General features: G+C 67.6%; 16 protein-coding genes. 3 read left to right on the plus strand and 13 right to left on the minus strand.

Going from position 1 to position 19,597, the window contains the following annotated elements; all coding sequences use genetic code 11:
- Nucleotides 1–13: 13 nt before the first annotated feature.
- The gene (locus tag BX604_RS00630) at nt 14–1,312 is read right to left on the minus strand and encodes a CitMHS family transporter (RefSeq protein WP_098549110.1); all 1,299 of its coding nucleotides are present in this window, start codon (nt 1,310–1,312) and stop codon (nt 14–16) included.
- A 97-nt stretch (nt 1,313–1,409) separates the two neighbouring features.
- On the opposite strand from BX604_RS00630, the gene BX604_RS00635 reads away from it, so the two are divergent.
- Nucleotides 1,410–2,306 (plus strand): LysR family transcriptional regulator, encoded by an 897-nt coding sequence (locus tag BX604_RS00635; RefSeq protein ID WP_098549111.1) that lies wholly within the window; start codon nt 1,410–1,412, stop codon nt 2,304–2,306.
- 40 nt (nt 2,307–2,346) lie between these two features.
- On the opposite strand, the gene BX604_RS00640 is transcribed toward BX604_RS00635, so the two are convergent.
- From BX604_RS00640 to BX604_RS00660, 5 genes are all read right to left on the minus strand, one after another.
- Nucleotides 2,347–2,940: a flavin reductase family protein gene (locus BX604_RS00640; protein WP_098549112.1), complete on the minus strand. Its 594-nt coding sequence runs from the start codon at nt 2,938–2,940 to the stop codon at nt 2,347–2,349.
- 105 nt (nt 2,941–3,045) lie between these two features.
- On the minus strand, nt 3,046–3,828 hold the full coding sequence (locus BX604_RS00645; protein WP_098552659.1) for a hypothetical protein: 783 nt from the start codon (nt 3,826–3,828) through the stop codon (nt 3,046–3,048).
- 92 nt (nt 3,829–3,920) lie between these two features.
- Nucleotides 3,921–6,506: a TonB-dependent siderophore receptor gene (locus tag BX604_RS00650; protein WP_098549113.1), complete on the minus strand. Its 2,586-nt coding sequence runs from the start codon at nt 6,504–6,506 to the stop codon at nt 3,921–3,923.
- Between the two features lie 54 nt (nt 6,507–6,560).
- Entirely contained in the window at nt 6,561–7,547 is a 987-nt protein-coding gene (locus tag BX604_RS00655) for a FecR domain-containing protein (protein WP_098549114.1), read from the minus strand.
- Between the two features lie 3 nt (nt 7,548–7,550).
- Nucleotides 7,551–8,060, minus strand: a complete 510-nt coding sequence (locus BX604_RS00660; RefSeq protein WP_098549115.1) for a sigma-70 family RNA polymerase sigma factor — start codon at nt 8,058–8,060, stop codon at nt 7,551–7,553.
- 447 nt (nt 8,061–8,507) lie between these two features.
- Here BX604_RS00660 and BX604_RS00665 point away from each other — a divergent pair, with 447 nt between their 5' ends.
- On the plus strand, nt 8,508–9,668 hold the full coding sequence (locus BX604_RS00665) for a porin (RefSeq protein ID WP_098549116.1): 1,161 nt from the start codon (nt 8,508–8,510) through the stop codon (nt 9,666–9,668).
- Between the two features lie 401 nt (nt 9,669–10,069).
- Nucleotides 10,070–11,320 (plus strand): transglycosylase SLT domain-containing protein, encoded by a 1,251-nt coding sequence (locus BX604_RS00670; protein ID WP_098549117.1) that lies wholly within the window; start codon nt 10,070–10,072, stop codon nt 11,318–11,320.
- A gap of 19 nt (nt 11,321–11,339) precedes the next feature.
- Here the strand turns inward: BX604_RS00670 and BX604_RS00675 are convergent, their stop codons facing one another.
- The 7 genes from BX604_RS00675 to BX604_RS00705 all read right to left on the minus strand — a co-directional run bounded on the left by BX604_RS00675 (nt 11,340) and on the right by BX604_RS00705 (nt 19,585).
- Nucleotides 11,340–13,463: a phospholipase effector Tle1 domain-containing protein gene (locus BX604_RS00675; protein WP_098549118.1), complete on the minus strand. Its 2,124-nt coding sequence runs from the start codon at nt 13,461–13,463 to the stop codon at nt 11,340–11,342.
- A gap of 5 nt (nt 13,464–13,468) precedes the next feature.
- A complete protein-coding gene (locus tag BX604_RS00680) occupies nt 13,469–13,948 on the minus strand; it encodes a DUF3304 domain-containing protein (protein WP_098549119.1) in 480 nt (159 codons plus the stop codon).
- On the minus strand, nt 13,945–14,331 hold the full coding sequence (locus tag BX604_RS00685; protein ID WP_098549120.1) for a DUF805 domain-containing protein: 387 nt from the start codon (nt 14,329–14,331) through the stop codon (nt 13,945–13,947). The genes BX604_RS00680 and BX604_RS00685 overlap by 4 nt, the downstream gene beginning before the upstream one ends.
- Nucleotides 14,328–15,218, minus strand: a complete 891-nt coding sequence (locus tag BX604_RS00690; protein WP_257146261.1) for a DUF4123 domain-containing protein — start codon at nt 15,216–15,218, stop codon at nt 14,328–14,330. Before BX604_RS00690 ends, BX604_RS00685 begins: the two co-directional genes overlap by 4 nt.
- A gap of 5 nt (nt 15,219–15,223) precedes the next feature.
- Nucleotides 15,224–18,031, minus strand: coding sequence for a type VI secretion system Vgr family protein (locus tag BX604_RS00695; protein ID WP_098549122.1), 2,808 nt, complete (start codon nt 18,029–18,031; stop codon nt 15,224–15,226).
- A gap of 125 nt (nt 18,032–18,156) precedes the next feature.
- Complete coding sequence (locus BX604_RS00700) at nt 18,157–18,660, minus strand: hypothetical protein (protein ID WP_143747983.1); 504 nt, start codon at nt 18,658–18,660, stop codon at nt 18,157–18,159.
- Between the two features lie 4 nt (nt 18,661–18,664).
- Entirely contained in the window at nt 18,665–19,585 is a 921-nt protein-coding gene (locus tag BX604_RS00705) for a hypothetical protein (RefSeq protein WP_143747984.1), read from the minus strand.
- Between the last annotated feature and the right edge of the window lie 12 nt (nt 19,586–19,597).

Genomic DNA, 19,597 nt, shown 5'->3' on the forward strand with positions numbered 1-19,597 from the left:
GCGCCGGCAAAAATCAAAAGATGCCCAGCACGACGCACGCGATCGTCATCACGATCGAGGCGCCGAACAGCAGCGGGAACGTGAACTTCTGGTGCTCGGCCAGCTCGATCCCGCACAGGCCGACGACGAGAAACGTCGCGGGCGTCAGCGGGCTGACCGGGAACCCGGTCGTCATCTGGCCGAGCAGCGCGGCCTGGCCGACATGCACGGCCGGCACGCCGAGCTGGCCGGCCACTTCGGCGATCACCGGCAGCACGCCGAAGTAGAACGAATCGGGATCGAACAGCATGCTGAGCGGCATCGACGCGAAACCGAGCACGACCGGAATGTGGCCGGCCATCGACGGCGGCACGAAGCCGACCGCCGCCTGCGCCATCGCCTTCAGCATTCCGCTGCCCTGCATGATCCCGGTAAACACGCCGGCCGCGAGCAGAATGCCGGCCATCATCAGCGCCGCCCGCGCATGCGCGTCGATGCGCTTGCGCTGCATGTCGACGTCCGGGTAGTTCACCATCAGCGCGACGCACAGCCCGACCATGAACATGATCGCCGGCGGAATCTTCTCGCCCATCACGACCATCGTGCCGAGCACGACGAGCGTCAGCACCAGGTTGAACCAGAACAGGTGCGGGCGGCGCAGCGCCTGCTCGTCGGGCGTCAGCTCGCGTTTCGGCAGCGGGATCGACGCGTCGTTGCCCGACAGGCCGAGCCGCTTCTCCTCGCGCCGCCCGAGCCAGTACGCGACGCCGAACACGAACACGAGCCCGATCGCCTGCACCGGAATCAGCGGATTGAACAGCGCCGACACCGGCAGGTGCAGCGACGCCGAGGCGCGGATCATCGGCCCCGTCCACGGCAGGAAGTTGATCCCCGCGGCCATCGACACGGCCGCGGCCAGCACGCGGCGGTCCATCTTCAGCCGGTCGTACAGTGGCAGCACCGCCGGAATCGTCACGAGAAAGCAGACCGCGCCCGAGCCGTCGAGGTGGATCAGCAGCGCGAGCAGCGTCGTCCCCATCACGATGCGCGTGGGCCGCGTGCCGACCGCGCGCAGGATGCGGTCGATGATCGGGTCGAGCGTGCCGGCATCGGTGATGGTGCCGAAATAGAGGATCGCGAACACGAACATCCCGACGACGGGCGCGAGGCCCTTCAGCCCGTCGATCACGAACTTGCTCGTATGCAGCCCGAAGCCGCCGATCAGCGACGCCGCGATCGGCACGATGATCAGCGCGACGAGCGGCGACATGCGTTTGGACAGAATCGCGGCCAGCAGCACGACGATCGTGCCCAGCCCGAGTAACGGCAGCATCGGTGTCTCCTACCTTGTCTTTTGTTGGAGACGAGCGTAAGGTCGGCGCAGCGATAGCACAATTGAAATGATTTGATCGCAGCAATCACGAACCGTTATGGATCTGAACCTTCGCGACATCCGCGCGTTCGTCACCGTCGCGCACGCCGGCAACTTCACGCGCGCGGCCGCGCGGCTGCATCTGTCGCAGCCGGCGCTGACCGTGCAGATCAGGCGGCTCGAGGAAATCGTCGGCGCGCGGCTGTTCGACCGCAACAGCCGCAGCGTCGCGCTCACGCAGACCGGGCGCGAACTGCTGCCGCTGCTGCAACGCTCGCTCGACGACATGGAGCGCGTGCTGCGCGATGCGCGCGCGCTCGGCGAAGGCGCGAGCGGCACGGTGCGGCTCGCGTGCCTGCCGACCTTCGCGTCGAGCCTGCTGCCGGAGCTGATCCAGTCGTTCCGGCGCGACGTGCCGCGCGCGGGCTTCGAGATCCGCGACGGCGTCGCGAGCCTGGTCACCGCGCTGGTACGCAACGAGGAAGCCGATCTCGGCCTGACGGGCGGCGATGCGTTCGACGCGTCGCTCGACGTGCTGTATGCGGGCGCCGACCAGCTCGTCGCCGTGTGCCCGAAGGATCATCCGCTCGCGCGCAAGCGGCGCGTGCGCACCGCCGATGTCGCCGCCGTGCCGCTCGTGCTGACCGCGCAGGGCACGAGCGTGCGCAGCGTCGTCGATGCTGCGCTGGAAGCGGCCGGCTGCACGCCGGAGATCGCGTGCGAGCCGACCTACATGATGACGGCCGTCGCGATGGTGCGCGGCGGCCTCGGCGTGACGATCCTGCCCGCGACCGCGCGCGAGGTGCGCGCCGAACCCGACCTCGTCGCGAAGCCGATCGACGACCCGGCGTTCGTGCGGCCGATCGCGCTCGTCGCGAAGCGCGGACGCACGCTGCCGCGCGTCGCGCAGGCGTTCGCCGACGTCATGCTGGCGGAATTGAAAAAGCGCGCGTGAGCCGCGCGCTTCGGATGACGGAACAGTACTCCCGCGGCGCTTACTGCGGGTCCGTCGGGTCCGGGTCGACGTGCATCGATTCGCCGATCGCATAGAAGTTGCCGCCCGCGATGTAGTGCAGGCTGCGCAATGCCGGATCGGCCGATTCGAAATACCAGTGGCCGTCGCGGAACACGCGCGTGTCCGACCACGCCCCCACCACTTCGCCGATGAACAGGTCGTAGGCCTGCTGGTTGTGCGGCTCCGGAATCAGCTTGCACGCGAGCCAGCCCGAGCAGCCGGCGACGAACGGCAGATCGTGGCCTTCGACGTCGAACAGCGTGACGCCCGCTTCACGCAGCTTGTCGGGCCGCTCGGCAAGGCTGTGGCTGCCGACCACGTGCGTGAGCTTCAGTTGCGCGGCGGTTGGCACCTGGATCACGAACGTGCCGCTGCGCTCGACCAGCTCGCGCGTCTTCGCGGACTTGTCGAGCACGACGGTAAGCTTCGGCGGCAGGAAATCGAGCGCGCATGCCCACGCGGCGGCCATCACGTTGTCGACGCCGTCGTGGCGGGCCGACACGAGCACGGTCGGGCCGTGGTTGAGGAGGCGGTAGGCTTTCTTCAGCTCCACCGGAGCGATATGACTGTCCATGCGAATTCCCTGGAAAGCGGCGCGAAGCGCGCCGGCCGAAGACCGCATTCTCGCATTCAATGGCGGTCTTCGCTGGCCGTGCACGCAGGCGCGTGCCGCACACCGTCAGCGCCGTCCCGCCGCCCAGTCGATCGCCGCGTCGAACAACCCGACGCCGGCCGGCGACAGGTTCACGAACGTGTCGTTGTCGAGGAAAAACATCACGCGCCGCGCCGGCGCGATTGCTTCATAGTCCATCGTCGCGCCCTTCTCGTACGCGAAGATCGCGGCCTTGTCCGGCTGTCCGTACACGGTCGCGATCGTGATCGCGCCGAGCCCCGGCTTGCCCCAGCTCATCGGCGCCTGCTTGCCGTACACGTTGACCGCGCCCGCCGGCAGCCCGGCCGAGACCGGATGCGGCGCGTTGACGAGCCACAGATAGCGTTCCTTGCCCGTTTCGCCGAAGTCGACGTCGTGGCGCTTGCCCGTCATCGCGAGATCGTCGAGCAGGTCGTTCTCCCACGTGACGAGCGGCTTGTCGAGCATGCGCCAGCCGGGCCGCACGTTCTTCGACGACACCGTCGACGAGATCACGACGAGGTCGGCGTCGCGCGCCGCGTCGGGCGTCGCGCTTTCGTCGATCAGGCGCACCGCGTAGCCGCGCTCGCCGAGATGCTGGCCGATCCGTTCGTCGACCTTCAGGTTCGGGCCGTGCAACTGCACGAGCATCGCAACGCGCGTGACGGCCGGCGCTGCAACGGCGGCATCGGCGGCGAAAGCCGGGGCGCTTGCCGACAGGGACAGGCCCGCGCACAACGCCAGCGCCGCGCCGGCGAGCGAGCGCAATGCGCGACGCCGCGTGCCGGCGGCCACGGCGCGCACGGCGCCGGTCTTCATGTTCCGGTTCATCAGGGTCTTCTCCGAAGCCACGCGTCGTGATGCGCGACGCGCGGCGATTGTGTGAATCAGCGTGAATCGGGCGAATTGCGTGAATCGCCCGTTCAGAACTGCAGCGTGGTCAGCAACGACACCTGCCGCGCATCGCCGATCGCGACGAAATAGCGGTTCGCGCTCGACGGGTAGTACGTGCGGTTGAACAGGTTCTTCACGTTCAGCTGGAACGACAGCTTCTGCTTGCCGAGCCGCGTGTCGTAGGTCGCGAACGCGTCGGCGAGCACGTACGACGGCAGCGTGAAGCTGTTCGCCGAATCACCGGGCCGCGCGCCGACGTAACGCACGGCCGCGCCGATGCGCAGGTCGTCGCCGCCTGCCAGCGTGCCGACGTCGTAGACGGCCGCGAGCGACGCCGTGTGGCGCGCGACGTTCCACAGCCGGTTGCCCGCGTACAGCGGATCCTCGGTAGTCTTCGCGTCGATGTACGCATAGCTCGCGATCACGTTCACGCGCTCGCCGATCCTGCCCGACAGGTCGATCTCGACGCCGCGCGAGCGCGCCCTGCCCGACGTGCGCCAGTCGGTCAGCTTCGTCGTGTCGTTGAACTGCGACACGAGCACGTTCTTCTTGTCGATGTTGAACAGCGCAAGCGTGCCGGTCATCCCGCCCGGCAGGTCGAGCTTGCCGCCGAGTTCCCATGCGGTCGCTTCCTCGGGCGGCGTCGCGGCATCGATCACGTAGCCCGACGTCATCGGCGCGATCGACGACGACGGTTTCAGCGACTGCGAATAGCTGCCGTACAGCGAGAACGCATCGGTCCACTTGTAGACGACGCCCGCGCGCGGCAGCCACTTCGAGCCGCTGAGGTCGGTGTTCGCCTTGAACGGCCGGCCTCGCCCGGCAACCTGGTTGTACGTGATGTAACGCAACCCGCCGGACACGATCCACTTGTCGGTCAGGTGGATGCTGTCCTGGAAGAACACCGACGTATCGTGCAGCGTGTCGGTCTGGTCGCTGTCGCTCGCGGACACCGTGCTCGACGGCGGCAGCAGCCCGTACACCGGATCGATGTAGCTGAACGGCGTCTTCACGGCCTGGCGCAGCAGATCCTTGCGATAGATGCGGCGATACTCGGTGTCGACGCCCAGTTGCACGTCGTGACGCATCCCCGCGAGCGTCAGCTTGCCGTTCACGTAGCCGACGCCGTAGCTGTCGGTGCTGAGCGAGCCGTGCGTCGCGTCGTTGCTGCGCGACAGCGTGCCCGTCACCGGGTCGACGCCGGTCGTGCGCAGCTGGTTCGCGTCGTAAGTCTCGCGGTTGTAGCTGTAGCCGACATGCGCGCTCCAGTCCGCGTTGAACTGGTGATCGACGCTCAGCTGCGCAAGGTGCGATTCGCCGTCCATGTTGTTGAACGGCTCGTCGATGCGCCGCCGCGCCGGAATGTCGAGCGGCGCGTTGGTACGCGGATCGAGCGCGGTGCCGCGATCGAACGGCGAATGGAACGTCCGGTATTCGTAGAACACGACGACTTGCGTATCGCGGCCGTACCATGCGAGCGACGGCGCGACGAAGGTCTGCCGGTATTCGCCGAAGTTGCGCCAGTACTGCTCGTTCGACTGGTCGACGATCAGCCGGTACGCAAGCCGCGAATCGCCGATCGGGCCGGTCGAGTCGAAGGTCGCGCTGCCGCCGTTCCTGCCGTGCCCGAAGGTCGACGCGCCGAGCGAGATCGCGTTGTAGCGCGTCATCTGCGGCTGCTTGCTGACGACGTTCACCACACCGCCCGGATCCATCAGCCCGTACAGCAACGACGTCGGCCCCTTCAGCACCTCGACGGTATCGACCGCCGCGTTGAACGAACGCCCCTGCACGATCGGCATCCCGTTGTGCATGATCGAGCCGTCGCGGTTGTCGCCGAAGCCGCGCTTCATGATCGTGTCCTGCGTGCCCGCGAGCGTGTTGCCCTGCGTGATGCCGCTCACGTTGCCGAGCGCGTCGTCGAGGTTGCGCGGGCGCTGGTCGCGCAGTACCTGCGCCGGCACCACGTTGACGGCCTGCGCGGTGTCGAGCAGCGGAATCTCGGTGCGCAGCACGCCCGCTTCCTTCGGCGGCCGGTAGCTTTGCGCGCGCAGCGCGCTGTCGCGCACGGTGATGGTCGGCAGCTCGGGGGCCGCCTCGGTGCCGGCCGCCGCGGCCGGTGCAACCGCGCCGTTCGCGCGCATCAGCGTATAGCCGCCGCCCGGCTGGCGCAGCGCGACGAGCCCCGTGCCCGCCAGCAGGCGATCGAATGCGCCGTCGATGTCGAACCGGCCATGTACGCCGCCGCTCGTGCGGCCGGCGGCCAGTTCGGCGGGAAACGCGAGCAGGATGCCGGCATCGCGTCCGAACCGGTTCAACGTCGCTTCGAGCGGGCCGGCCGGAATGTCGAACGCGCGGCGCGATGCGCGTTGCGCGGCTGGCGCCGTGTCCGCGTCGGTATCGGTGTCGGCCAGCGCGGGCAGCGGCAGCAGCGCCGACAACAGGACGGCGCCGGCCAGACGGCGAGCCAGGTGGCGCGGCGTGGCGGGTGCGGCCGCGCGCGACGCGCACGGCAGATGACGGGCGGGCGCCGGGCGGCGCCGATGCGTGAGACGAATGGAAACCATGATCGAGGTGTCGGTGGACGATGGGCCAGTGCTGCTTTCACTACCCATGTCACGCGAACATCGAGAAACAGCTCAGCCGGATGAAAAATATTTTCGCGGTACTCATGAACGGGCCGGCACGACCGTCGCCCAGTGGCGCGTCACGTATTCGACGTCGATCGGCAGCGTCGCCTTCAGCGTGTCGAGCACGCGCGCGGGATCCTCGAGCGGATAAGTGCCCGACACGCGCAGGTCGGCCACGGCCGCATCGCAACGCAGACTGCCGCGCCGGTAGCGGTCGAGCTCGGCGACGAGATCCGCGAGCCGCATGCGCGACGCGACGAGCATCCCGGTCGTCCATGCCGATGCAAATGCATCGAGCGGCGCCGGCGCGCCGATCGCGTCGCGCGTGAAATCGGCGCCCTCGCCCGCCGCGATCACGCGCGTACCGGCCGTCGCGTCGACGGGCTGCACGCGCACGGCGCCCGCGAATACCTCGATGCGCGTCGCGCCGTCGCGCTGCCGCACCGCGAAGCGCGTGCCCAGCGGCCGCAGCTCGCCTTGCGCGGTCGCGACCGCCAGCGGCCGTGCCGGCGTGCGGTCGTCGTGGCCGCTCGTCACCATGATCGTGCCGCGCAGCAGGTGCAGGCGGCGGGTCGTGGCGTCGAAGTGCACGTCGAGCGCGGTATCGGTATCGAGCACGACGACCGTGCGATCCGCGAGCGTCACCGTGCGCCGCTCGCCGACCGCGGTGCGCAGGTCCGCCGGCCAGATCGCCGCGCGGCGCGCGGGCTCGGCCATCCATGCGGCGCCACCCGCGAACAGCAGCACGGCCAGCGCCTTCACGGCCGCGCGACGGCGCGGCGAACGACGCGGCAGCAGCGCCGCATGCGCGGCCTGTGAGTCGAGCCCGGCCGCGAGCCGGCCGATGCGCGCCTCCATCGTTTCGATATGACGCCACGCCGCGTCATGCGCCGGATCCTCGGCGCGCCAGCGCGCGAGTGCGCGCGCGAACGTATCGTCGGTGCGGCCGGCCTGCCGCTCGACCCACCATTCGACCGCGCGACGCGCGACCTGCGGCGGCACCGCCGGCGCTCCCGGGGCGGCCATCGGTCAGGCCGCCATCGCGAAGAAGCACTGCGTGCCGGCCTTCACGAGATAACGCTTCACCGTCGCGAGCGACACGCCGAGTTCGCGCGCGATCTCCACCTGTGTGAGCCCGTCGAGCTGCGCGAGCAGGAACGCGCGCTTCGCGGCGCTCGGCAACCCGTCGAGCAAGCGGTCGATCTCGACGAGCGTCTCGAGTACGACGGCCCGCTCCTCCGGCGACGGCGCATACGCTTCGGGGCGTTGCGCGAGCACGTCGAGATACGCGCGCTCGATCTGCTCGCGCCGCCAGTGATTCGACAGCACGCGCTGCGCGACCGTCGTCAGGAACGCGCGCGGCTCGTCGGCACCGATCGGCTCGTCGCGGGCCAGCAGCCGCACGAAGGTGTCGTGTGCAAGATCGGCCGCGCGATGCGCGCAACCGAGCCTGCGGCTCAGCCAGCCGCGCAGCCACGCATGATGGCCGGCATAGAGGGCGTCGATTTCTCGATGGAGGGACAGCTTGTCAGCGGACATGGCCGGGTTCCGGGGGCGCGCAGGCGGCAATTCTGTAAATGAGAATGATTATTATATACAAAACCAGGCACGCAACCCGCGGGATCGACGAGTCCACTTCGGGGCGACTCGCACAGCGCGCGCGATAACATGCCCACCCCGCATCGCACGAGCCAATTCATTAAATAATGATTTGATCAATCGGCGACGAATGCCCCGTCTCCGGAATTCAGCCGAAAATCCCGCGGAATTATCACGAATCCGGCAATACGCCGATCCGCAATCTCGAATACCAAACCGATTGATGCGCATTTCTCAATAATGCGAATCCCTCAATGGCCCTTTCCGAAGAATGCAACTGTCTGCTTTAGGTAACATCGGAGAATTTCATTTTTGTCGTTCGCGTGTGGCTCTGTAGTCTCCTGCCATTCCGGTTTACCGATGCCAGTCAATACGCAAGGAGATGACATGAAACGCACGACCCTCTCGCTGCTGTCGATCGCGTCGTTCGCGGCCATGCCCGCCGCGCAAGCACAGACGAGCGTCACGCTGTACGGCGTGGTCGACACGTCGATCACCTACGTGAATCATGCGCAGGGCAAGGACAGCGCGTGGATGCTGGGCAACAGCAGCGCGGGCAACCTCGCCGGCAGCCGCTGGGGCGTGAAAGGCACCGAGGATCTCGGCGGCGGCCTGAAGGCGCTGTTCCAGCTCGAGAACGGCTTCGACCCGAGCAACGGCCGCCTGGGCCAGAGTGGCCGCCTGTTCGGCCGGCAGGCGTTCGTCGGCCTGACGAGCGACCGTTACGGCACGCTCACGTTCGGCCGCCAGTACGATCCGCTCGTCGACCTCGTGCAGGGCATCACCGCCGACAACTATCTCGGCAGCGTGTTCGCGACGCCGGGCGACGTCGACAACTACGACAACAGCTTCCGCGTCGACAACGCCGTGAAGTACACGTCCGCGGTGTATTCGGGCCTGCAGTTCTCGGCGATGTATTCGTTCGGCGGGATCGCCGGCAGCACCGGCGCCGCGCAATCGTATTCGGCCGCCGTGACGTACAACAACGGGCCGTTCAGCGTCGCGGGCGGCTACTTCCACGCGACCAACAGCCCCGCATCGAACACGATCCGCGACGGCTGGAACAGCTCGTCGGACGGCACCTTCGACGGCCCGGTCAACAGCGGCTATGCAAGCGCGCACTCGATCGGCATCGCGCGGATCGCGGGCCAGTACGTCGCCGGCCCGTTCACGTTCGGTCTCGGCTACAGCAACGCGCAATACCGCCGCGACGCGAGCTCCGCCTTCAACTCGAACGAGCACTACAACACCGGGCAAGGCTTCGTGAACTACCAGGCGACGAATGCGCTGCTCGTGGGCGTCGGCTACAGCTACACGCGCTCGGGCGGCGACACGTCGGCGACCTATCACCAGGTGTCGGCCGGCGCGGACTACAACCTGTCGAAGCGCACCGACGTGTACCTGACCGCCGCGTACCAGCACGCGAGCGGCCGCACCGGCGACGGCACCGGCGGGTCGATGGCCGCGCAGGCGTCGATCGGGTCGTATGGCTATGCGGGCACGAGCTCGCAGACCCTCGTCAACCTCGGGCTGCGTCACCGCTTCTGATCGGCGGCGGCCGGCTGCGCATTGCACGATCGGCCGGCGCCCGATCGACGATCGACCGACACGGCGGCTTCGGCCGCCGTCGTCGTTTCCGGTGTGCGCATCGGTGGGCACTCGGCTCGCGATGCGCGTCGCTCATTGGCACCTTCGCACATTCGCGGCAAAACTGACGCACAGCGTCAGCTTCGCGACTGCCATCGCGTGAGGCAGCACGCACCCGGCAAGCAGTCCTTTTTACCGATTGCAGCGGGTCGCACCGACGCCGGCCGCGCTGAAAACACGCGCCGGACGGCCGCCAAATGCAAAGGAAAGTGTGATGCGAGCCATTTGTCTGCTCGCTATGGCACACTTCGCGTCTGCGTAATTTCCTTGCACCGGGCGGCCGGATTCCGCCCCATCCTGCCATGCCGCGTCAGACTGCCCGTTCGATCAGCCACACCACGCCGAAGATCGCCGCCACGCTCGCGATGTCGTGCGCGCTGCACGGCATCGCGCGCGCCGACTGCCTCGACGACGCGGCCACCTTCCAGAAGGTCAGCGTGAGCCTGCTGCGCGGCATCGCGCAGGTCGAATCGGGGATGAATCCGAGCGCCGTCAACGCCAACACGAACGGCACCGTCGACATCGGCCTGATGCAGATCAACAGCACGTGGCTGCCGACCCTCGCACGCGAAGGCATCACGCGCGAAAGCCTGTTCGATGCGTGCACCAATGCGTATGTCGGCGCGTGGATCCTGTCGCAGAACATCCGCCAGCTCGGTGCGAACTGGAACGCGATCGGCGCGTACAACGCCGCGTCGCCCGACAAGCGCCTCGCGTATGCGCGCAAGGTCTATGATGCAATCCGGACCATGCCGGATTCGCCGGATACTCCCATGCCCATCCTTCCACCGTCCTTTACGCCGCCGCAGCAGGTGCAGCCGTACAACCCGTTCGCGAGCCTGAGCGGATCGGCGCCGGCGATCACGCGGCCGCGCACGCTCGCGCCGGCCGCCCCGCCGCCGCAACCGCAAGGCGGCCCCGCCGGCCCGGCCGGCACGTACAACTTCGGCTGGACCGTCACGGGCGCCGACCAGGCCAAGCCGACCCAGGTGTTCGACGACGGGTCGCGGATCTACGTGCAGTTCAGCGACATGAAGCACGTGCCGGCGATCTTCACCGAAACGTCGTCGGGCCGCGTGCTGATGTCGTGGGAGCTGCAATTCCCGTATGCCGTTTTGACGCGTCCCGCGCAAACGTTAATCTTCCAGCTCGGGCCGTTCGAGGCGCGCGCGCAACGCGGCGGGGCCGGCACGGCGACGACGCAGGCAGGCGCCGGCGCGGCAGCGGGAACGCCGCGTTCAGGCGCGCCGGCGGCCGGGACGGCGACGGCCGGCACGGCGCCCGCGTCGAAGCACGGCGCGAATGCCGCAGCCAAGCGCACCGCATCGGCCGATGCGCTGTGGTACATCGACACGGCGTCCACGTCGGGTTCGGCCGCGCCGACCAGCACGGCGAACACCCCGCCGGCAGCGACCGCGACGACCACACCGGCGACGTGGCCCACCGCCGTGACGTCGAGCACGCCGCCGCCCGTGGCGACGCCTCAGGCCCCGGCCGCGACGACGCCGGCTCGACGCGTCAGCACCGACGCACTCTGGTACATCTCGAAGTAACGCACGAGACGGCGGAGCACTACCGGACGACCGTCGTGCCGGACGGCGTCGATACGGTCGACACCAGCGAGTGGTATACGTCCGCGACGCGGTCCAGGAACGATTTGTCGGGCGCGGTCGCGATTTTCTGCATCGCCCGCGTATTCATGTAGTTCTTGATCGACACGAGGTGGCTCCACACCGCCTCGATGTCGCTCTCGGCCATGCTGTCGTGCACGTGCTTCACGAACAGCGGATACATCGCCTCGACCTGCGGCAGGCGATCGCCCGGATTGCTCCAGAGCCAGAACAGCGCCTGCGCTTGCGGGTCGGTATTGAACATCGATGCCGGCAATTCGCCGTCGAGCTGCTTCATCGCCTGCTTCCGGTCGAACCCGTATCCCGGTTGCGTACCGTGGTGCTTCTGGTAGTCGATCTCGCGCACCAGCTTCTCGTAACGCCCGTACGCCAGCGGATTGGCCGCGCCGCCGAGCCAGCCCGGCTTGCGCGCGGCCGCGGCCGTGCGATTCTCGGCCTGGTCGTACCACATGCGCAGCCACTGGATATACACGACCATGTGGCCCTTCAGCTCGCCCTGGATGTCCTTCGGCAGGTCGGTCACGACGACCGGACGCGGCGGCGTCGGGTCGGGCACACGGCAACCGTCCGTCATGTCGGGCACGGGCTTCGGATTGAGGAAATCGAGCGGCCCGGTCGATGGTTTCGGCAGCGCCGACGGATAGCCGAGGCCAGCGCCCAGCGGCGTCAGCGGCGGAATCTCGCGGGTCGTCGCCACGAGCTTCTTGACGGCCATCCGGTAGTCGAGCTGGAAACTCTGGACCTCCTGCGGCGCGACGATCTGCTGATACAGCGCGCCGTCCTCGTTCGCCAGCGCGGTCAGGCTCGGCATCGGAATACCCGCGCCGTATGCGCGGTGGTACATCATCTCGAGCGGCAGGCGCGCCAGCTTGTCGGAAATACCGTCCTCGCCTTCGATCGCGCCGCCGCCAACATCCACCTGCGCACCGGGAAAGAGGCGCTCCTGGCGCCGGCCGCGCATGTCGGCCGGGTCGACACCGAGCATCGTCAACGGCTTGTACACGCGCAGTTCGTGCGCGGCCGCGTAGTGCACGCATTTCTCGATGTCCGGCGACAGGATCAGATCCGACGACACCGCGTTGCTCAGCGGGATGTAGCCCGTCAGCAGGTTGTCGTCGAAGCGGTTCGTCACGCAGTCGAACAGCCCCACGAACTTGATCTTGACCGATACGCCCTGGTACTTGCCGCCCTTGGCCACTTCGTCGAGCAGTTGCTTGGCAAACGCCAGCGCCAGGCCGCCGCCCATGTCGTAGCCGAAGATCGCGACATGAATCTTGTTCACCGTGCCGGCCTGCGTCGCACCGGCCACCGCCGCCTTGAAGTCCTCTTCGGCCGCCTTCAGGCGCGTATCCACCCCCGTATTGAACAGCGCGGCGCCGAGCTTCGTGTCGCGCGTGAGCTGGAACGACTCGGCCAGCGAACCCAGCGTTTCCTTGCCGACCTCCTTCAGCACCGCCTTCGGAAGCCGGTACGGATATTTGACGACGTCGCGCCAGAAGCCCTTCCACTCGTGACTCAGGTAACGCAGCGCGCGATTCTTTTCCGCCCCCGGCCGCTCGATCGCGCGCTCGACCCGCTTGCGCACGTCGCCCATCCCTTGCTTCGCCTTGCCGGTCAGCGTATCGAGCGTGTCGCTCACGCGGTTGCCGAGCGTCGGATTCTTGATCTTGCCGCTCTGCGTCCACGCGTCCTCGGCGACCTTCATCCCCTTTTCCTTGGCCTTGCCGACAGTCTGCTCCTCGAGCTTGGCGCCGGCCTTCTCGCTGGCGGTATCCGTCGCCTTGTCCTTCAGGAGCTTGCCCAGCACGCCGGCCTCGGGATCGAAATCCGCACCGAGACCCGGATAGTAGAAGCGCCGCATGTTCTTGTTCTTCTTGTCGTACGCGGCGTTGAACAGCTTCAGGATGTTGGTTCGCGGGCCGTCCTTCTCGCCGAAACCGAAGCCGTCGAAATAGAAGCTCACCCACAGCATGTGTTCGCACGCGGGACACATCTGCTCGGCCTCGGCCTTGACGCGGTCCGACTCCGCGGAGGCGGCGTCCTTCTTCAGGTTGATTTCGGCCATGGCGCTCATTTCTCCTGCGTCGGCTTGAGTTCGGGCGCGTTCATGTCGTCGACCCACTGCAACTCGGCGGTGCCGTTCTTGCGGAAATACACGCGCAGATAGCGCGACGTCGACGATTCCGGCTGCGGAATGGTCACGTCGATCGTCTTGCGCTCGGGCGGGATGCCGCGCTGAATGTCGTCCAGCGGCTGCGCGAATTCCCAGAACAGCTTCACCGTCTGCCCCGGCGTCACCTTGCAGCCGCACGCGAAGCCGCCGCCGCCGCCGAATGCCTCGCCGTCCTCGCGCGCCGACGGATTGCCGAAGCATCCCGACTTGTGCTCGTTGTCGAGCCAGAACTCGTGCAGCTTGCGGCCGTACTCGTTGTATCCGGTGACGCACACGTTATGCGGCTCCGCCGCCACGTCGACGCCGTGCTTGCTGCATGCGGCGAGCACACCGAGCCCGACCAGCGCCAAAACGTGCATCCCTGCTCTGAATTTCATCGATACCCTCGCAAACTTGCGTCGTTGTTGCCGTCACCGCGCAACGGCGGATCGAACCGGTTACAGGTGTCGTCGCCGCGGACGAATCCGTTCATCGCGATCGCGACGAACGCGCCGACGACCGGAACGGCATGGACGAGCGTCCACCATCCCGACTTGCCGATGTCGTGCCAGCGCCGTACCGACACCGCGACGAGCAGCCAGATCATCACGATCGCGAACGCCCATCCGGCCAGGTCGACGACCGTCTGCGCCCGCTGCGCGGCGGGCAGGTCGGCCAGCGTGTCGAACCCCGAGCCGGCGACGAGCAACGGCACGGTCACGCTCCACCATTGCATGCGCCCGGCCCGGCCGCGCCACGAAAACAATGCAGCCACGCTCATCGCCGCGCCTCCTGCTCCGTCCCGGCATCCGCAGCATCGTCATGTTCGAGCAGGCGCTCGAGCAACGCATCGCACAACGCATCGTGATCGTGCCGATGCGCGGCGATGCACTCGGCGACGCTCGCATCGTCGAGCCGCACGTGACCGACCATCGCCAGCGTCGCACCGATCCGGTACGCGAGCCGGTCATCATCGAGCCCCTGTGCATCCAGCACGCCGAACAGGTGACGCATGCGCGCGTAAGTCTCGAACGGATCCGCGTCGACGGGGATCCGGCCGTTGCGTCGCAATTCGGCGAGCACGGCGTCCGGCCGGCTGTCGCGACGCAATGCGTCGAGCTCCCGGGCGTCCATGCGCGCATAGAAGATCCGTTCGTGCCGGCGCGGATGCCGCACCGTCCCGACGGTGCCGTCGCGACGCACCCAGGTCCACGACACGCACGGCGACAACAGCGCCTGATAGCGCGACTCGGACAGCGCGGCCGCCAGCGTCTCGAACACCGCCGCGTCGTAAAACCGCAGCAGGCCGTCGCGATCGTCGGGCAGTGTCACGCGCGTCCTGACGCCGAGTTTCGGCGCGAGCGCGTCGAGCGGATACACGCTGACCAGCGACAGAAACGCGAACGGCCGCCGGGCGAGGTGCCGCTCGAGCAAGGCCGACACGTGCGGCGCATGATAGTCGCACACCAGCGCGCAGACCTCCGGATGGCTCGCCTCGGGCTGCCCCGCGAACACGTTGTGAACCCGCCCTTGCGCGATCAGCTCGCGCCACGGCGCCGCGTTGATCGGCAGTTGCGACGCATCGGCCAGCAGATAGCGATGGGCATCCGGAAACGCCGCATGCTCGGCGGCGGCCGTCGTGTCCCAGGTCTGAAGCAGCACGGTCATCGCCATCACCCGCGCGTGGCGATCGCTTCGTGGCGATGCGCGAGATCCCGCATGCATTCGACGCACGCGGGCTTGTTCATCGACGGCAACTGCACGTTCGCGAAACGCGGGCCGGTCAGCGTGTGCTGGGCCGCATGGAACGTTGCCTTGCCCGGCGCACCGATCACGATGTCGTTGCCTTCCATCTTCAGGAACGCGTTGGCGGCCGTCAGCAGCAGCCGCTTCGGCGACTGCAGCGCGACACTCGCCTGCGCGCTCGACACCGTCACCGCACGCTGCGCATTGGCGTCGAGCGTCCCGGCGTTCTGCGCCTGCACGGTGACGACACCCGTCGCCGCGTGCAGCGCGATCCCGACGGCGGACACCGGGCGGCTGCCGCCCGACATGCCGTGCGTGTACAGCGCGATGCCTTCCTTCGCGACGACGCTCGACTTGCCCTGGACCGTGACCTGCACGTCGCGTCCGGCGCTCAGCACGGTTTGCGTGCCCGACGTCCATACGTGACTTTGCGCCGTCAGCGCGGCGACACCGGCCGCGCCGTGCGCGACGAGATGCGGATGCTGCCACGCAACGGCACCGCCGCCGGCACCGCCCGCGCCATTGCCTGCACGCGTCGCACCGAGCGACGTCTGGCTTTGCTGCAGACCGTCGATCGCGGCAAGCGGCGGCGCAGCGGCCACCGTGGCGCCGCCGGCAGTCGCAGCACCGGCCTGCGCCGTGCCCGGCTCCGCGCCCTGCTTGCGCGCGAAATCCGCGAGCCCCTGCAGCATCTCGCGTTGCTGCACGAGCACCTGGCTCGCGGCGCTCGCGTCCATCTGGTTCACGCCCGGCGCGGTGCTGATCAGCAAGCCGGCGCCGGCGCGCAGCGCGCCGGCGGCCTGCGTCGACAGTTCGGCGCCGTAGCCGCGATCGGCCAGACGCTGGTTGTCCTGCACCTGCTTGATGTGCCCGAGCGTCAGGCCGCTGTCGTGATCGGTCGTCGACAGGCGCGCACTCGACTGGCCGGCCGTATCGTCGAGCATGAATTGGCGCGAGCCGCCCGCGCCGGTCTGGCTCGCGCTCAGGTCCTGCGTCTTGAAGCCGGTCAGCACCGCCGCATGCTCGTTGCCGGCAAACCAGGCCGCCGCATTGGCCGTGCTGCTGCTCGGGCCGCCCACGAGCGCATTGTGCTGCGCGTCCGCGTTGCCTTGCCCGTTGTACAGCGCGGCGACCGCAACCGGCCGGTCCGGCTGGCCTTCCAGCCACTCGGTCCAGACTTCCTGACCGACGCGCGGCACGCTCACCCCGCCCCAGTTGTCGCCGCCGACCGGCGTCACCATGCGCGTCCAGGTTCCCGCGCCGCGATCGGCCGGCGCGTTCGCCGCGCGCGGATGGTCGTCGCGACTCGCGGCATTCTGCCCGCGCTGCGCGTGATGCTGGATCCGGATCCGGTGATCGCGCTCGGTGTGGACCGGATCGCCCGCGCCGACCACGACGGTCGTCTGGGCGCCCGGCATCAGGGCGACCGGATGCACGCGCGCACCGTGTCCGTTCGGTGCCAGCGGCCGGTAGGCCTGGTCGAACGGCAGCGCGGAGAAGCGATTCCGGTAGACCTCGTCGCCATCCACGAGCGCGCCGCCGTCGTGCGTCGTGGCGTCGAATGCCGCGTGCAATGCCGGTGCGGCGCCCTGCTCGCCGGACGCGGCGCCGAGCATGGCCGGAATCGCGCCCAGCCGCTGCGCGATCGCGCCGTGCACGTCGGCGCCCACGTTCGCCTGCGCGTCATGCTCGACGCGCAGGCACACGAACGCGCGCGATGCATCGAGCGACGGATGTTGCGACATCGCGAAGTGCAGCCCCGGCCGCAGATCGCGACGCGTGCCGCTGCCTTCGGCCTGCAGCGCTGCCACGCGCTGCGCGTCGAGTTGCTGCTGCGCGCGCTGGTCGCCGATCGCGGTGGTCTGGAACGCGTACGGACCGGCGACGTCGCGATCCTCGCCCGGCGCGACCGCGCCGCTTGCGCGCATGCCGGACGGACGCGTCGACAGGCTTCGATGATCCCAGCTCGCGCGCGCGACGCTGCCGATGCGCCAGCGGCGCGCGTTCAGGAAGTGGCGGATGCCGCCGCGCGGATCGCCGTCGCTCGTCTGATGGAAGCCGACGATCTCCGCGTCGGCCGGCGCGAAATGCTGGTTCGTGTCCGCGAGGACGAGCGTGTGCTTGCCGAGGTTCGCCGACTGTGCGTCGCCTTCGTGTTCGAACCAGTAGAAGATGCCCTCTTCCGCCCACAGGCGTTCGAGAAACGCGAAGTCCGATTCCCCCGCCTGCGCGGTCAGGCTGCGGCTCGCGTATCTCGCCGGGTCGGCGAGCGCCCAGCGCCATGCCGGCGCGATCGCGCCGCGCGCGTAGTGCGCGAAGATCTGCTCGCTGATCTCGATCACGCTCGCGTTCACGAAGTTGTAGCTGTCGACGCGCTGCTGCAGCAGCGCGAGCCACGGTTCGACGACGAGCCTCACGCGCGCGAGCCCGCCGTTGTAGCCGACGAGCTCCGCCGCGATCACATGACCATGAAACGGGCGCCGGGCATCCTGCCCGTCCGCGACCTGCCATTCGAGGAGGATCGGCGCGCCGATCAGCTGGTCGAGCGGCACGTCGGGACGCTCGCTCAGCGCGGTGACCTGGAACCGGAAGCCGCCGCGATCGAGCGACTCCCATCCGTGCAGGCGCTCGGCGACGAGCTTGTCCGCGCCGAGCGGCGTGGTCAGCCACAGAAACCGGTCGTGCTGCGACCAGCCGCGGAAGAACGTCTGGATGAGGTCAGATTGGGTCGACATGATGTGTGGGTTCGGGGTTCGCGGGGCTATGTCTCAAATCCGGGCATGCGTGAGGCGGTACGCGTATTACGGCTCGGTCAACGCGACCGCAGGCAGTGTATCCATCCGGGTCAACACTTTTCCCTTCATTTCGCAAGATCGTGGAGAAACGCCAGCTTGTCGTTGATCTCATCGCTGGATCGATATTGCAGCTGGCCCTGGTAACGCGCTCCATTCCGATGGAACGAATACGCGAGGACCGATCCGATATTCCGGCCCGGGACCGAAGCGATCTCGCCATTGGCCGGCATCCGCCTCACCTGATCCAGCTCCGGCCGGTATTGATCGTTCAGTTCTGCCGTGTATTTTTCGATGCCTCTGTACTTCGCCGGCTGCATGATGTCCAGATCACGCGCTCGCGGAAAATAGGCAACATGCTTCGACGGCTTGATCGGGTCCGGGCTGTTGGGTATTCCAAAGTAGTCTCGGTCTTCTTCAGCCAATGTGGGCGCCGTCGTGCCGAACAGAAACACCGCCGCCAGAAAATACGACGCGTGTTGCGCGCATCGGCGCGTCCTGCTTTCGGCTCGACGGGCACCTATGCCGTTCCTGGTCGTCGGCGTCGCACGCAGCGAGTATTCAGTCTGCATCACGTCACTCCCGCGTCAAACCGACCGACGGAATCGGATCCGTCCATGTGAAGAACCTGCCGGACATCTCGTCCGGCTTGTCGACCTTGCCCTGCATCAGACCGGCAAAATCGTAGGTGCCGGTTTCCATGCGCTGAATCGGCGAATCGCTGTCGAACGACACTGCATCGTAGGGAACCGCGAACCCGAGCCGGGTCACGTCACCCGGCTTGACGGCGATTTCTCCGGCGTAGCGACGCGACGCATCGATCAGATACTTGCTGCCAAGGCGCACCTTGAAGTCGGCACCGGCGCTGTTGCTGCCCTGGACTTCGACATATTGCCGATTCGGGATCGCCAGATTGTCCGTCCAGGTATCCGGACCATCGATGATGACCTCGTGCCGGCCTGCGTTCGTGAATTCGAGTTCGACCAGCAAGCGATTCGAGTCGGAGCGAATCGACAATGCCGGACGAAGATTGATCTCCGGTTTTCCCTGACTCGGCAGTGCCTTCGCGAGCGAATACAACGCGACGATCTTCTCCTGTACCGGCTTTTCCGCCTGGTAGTTGAACGCGCCTTCGTAGTGATGTCCGTCCATGTCGAACGAATAGGACAAAACTGGTCCCGCGTTGACCGCGTCCCGGACCGCCGCATCCCGTTTGCTCAGCACGAGCCGGATTGCCGCGAGTTGTCGGGCATAGGCGCCGCTCGATTCGACCGTATATTTCCCGATGCCCAGATAACGCCCCTGCGAACTGTGATCGAGGTCCCTGCCGCGCGAATAGTAGGAAATCGTCTTGCCGTCATCGGTGATCACCAGGTCGGGCGCGGGATTGGTCTGCCCGGATCCGCTACGAATTTCGAAACGGCCGCGCTCGTCGTGCGCAGACGCGATGTCCGTCGCGCAGAGATTCAATGCCATCATCGCCAGGATCCATGTCACGCGCATCACGTC

The organism is Burkholderia sp. JKS000303, assembly GCF_002563755.1.
Lineage (GTDB): Bacteria > Pseudomonadota > Gammaproteobacteria > Burkholderiales > Burkholderiaceae > Burkholderia > Burkholderia anthina_B.

Coding starts and splice junctions, on each gene's coding strand:
- BX604_RS00630 (WP_098549110.1), bottom strand. CDS start 1,312: ATGCTGCCGTTACTCGGGCTGGGCACGATCGTCGTGCTGCTGGCCGCG.
- BX604_RS00635 (WP_098549111.1), top strand. CDS start 1,410: ATGGATCTGAACCTTCGCGACATCCGCGCGTTCGTCACCGTCGCGCAC.
- BX604_RS00640 (WP_098549112.1), bottom strand. CDS start 2,940: ATGGACAGTCATATCGCTCCGGTGGAGCTGAAGAAAGCCTACCGCCTC.
- BX604_RS00645 (WP_098552659.1), bottom strand. CDS start 3,828: ATGAACCGGAACATGAAGACCGGCGCCGTGCGCGCCGTGGCCGCCGGC.
- BX604_RS00650 (WP_098549113.1), bottom strand. CDS start 6,506: ATGGGTAGTGAAAGCAGCACTGGCCCATCGTCCACCGACACCTCGATC.
- BX604_RS00655 (WP_098549114.1), bottom strand. CDS start 7,547: ATGGCCGCCCCGGGAGCGCCGGCGGTGCCGCCGCAGGTCGCGCGTCGC.
- BX604_RS00660 (WP_098549115.1), bottom strand. CDS start 8,060: ATGTCCGCTGACAAGCTGTCCCTCCATCGAGAAATCGACGCCCTCTAT.
- BX604_RS00665 (WP_098549116.1), top strand. CDS start 8,508: ATGAAACGCACGACCCTCTCGCTGCTGTCGATCGCGTCGTTCGCGGCC.
- BX604_RS00670 (WP_098549117.1), top strand. CDS start 10,070: ATGCCGCGTCAGACTGCCCGTTCGATCAGCCACACCACGCCGAAGATC.
- BX604_RS00675 (WP_098549118.1), bottom strand. CDS start 13,463: ATGGCCGAAATCAACCTGAAGAAGGACGCCGCCTCCGCGGAGTCGGAC.
- BX604_RS00680 (WP_098549119.1), bottom strand. CDS start 13,948: ATGAAATTCAGAGCAGGGATGCACGTTTTGGCGCTGGTCGGGCTCGGT.
- BX604_RS00685 (WP_098549120.1), bottom strand. CDS start 14,331: ATGAGCGTGGCTGCATTGTTTTCGTGGCGCGGCCGGGCCGGGCGCATG.
- BX604_RS00690 (WP_257146261.1), bottom strand. CDS start 15,218: ATGACCGTGCTGCTTCAGACCTGGGACACGACGGCCGCCGCCGAGCAT.
- BX604_RS00695 (WP_098549122.1), bottom strand. CDS start 18,031: ATGTCGACCCAATCTGACCTCATCCAGACGTTCTTCCGCGGCTGGTCG.
- BX604_RS00700 (WP_143747983.1), bottom strand. CDS start 18,660: ATGCAGACTGAATACTCGCTGCGTGCGACGCCGACGACCAGGAACGGC.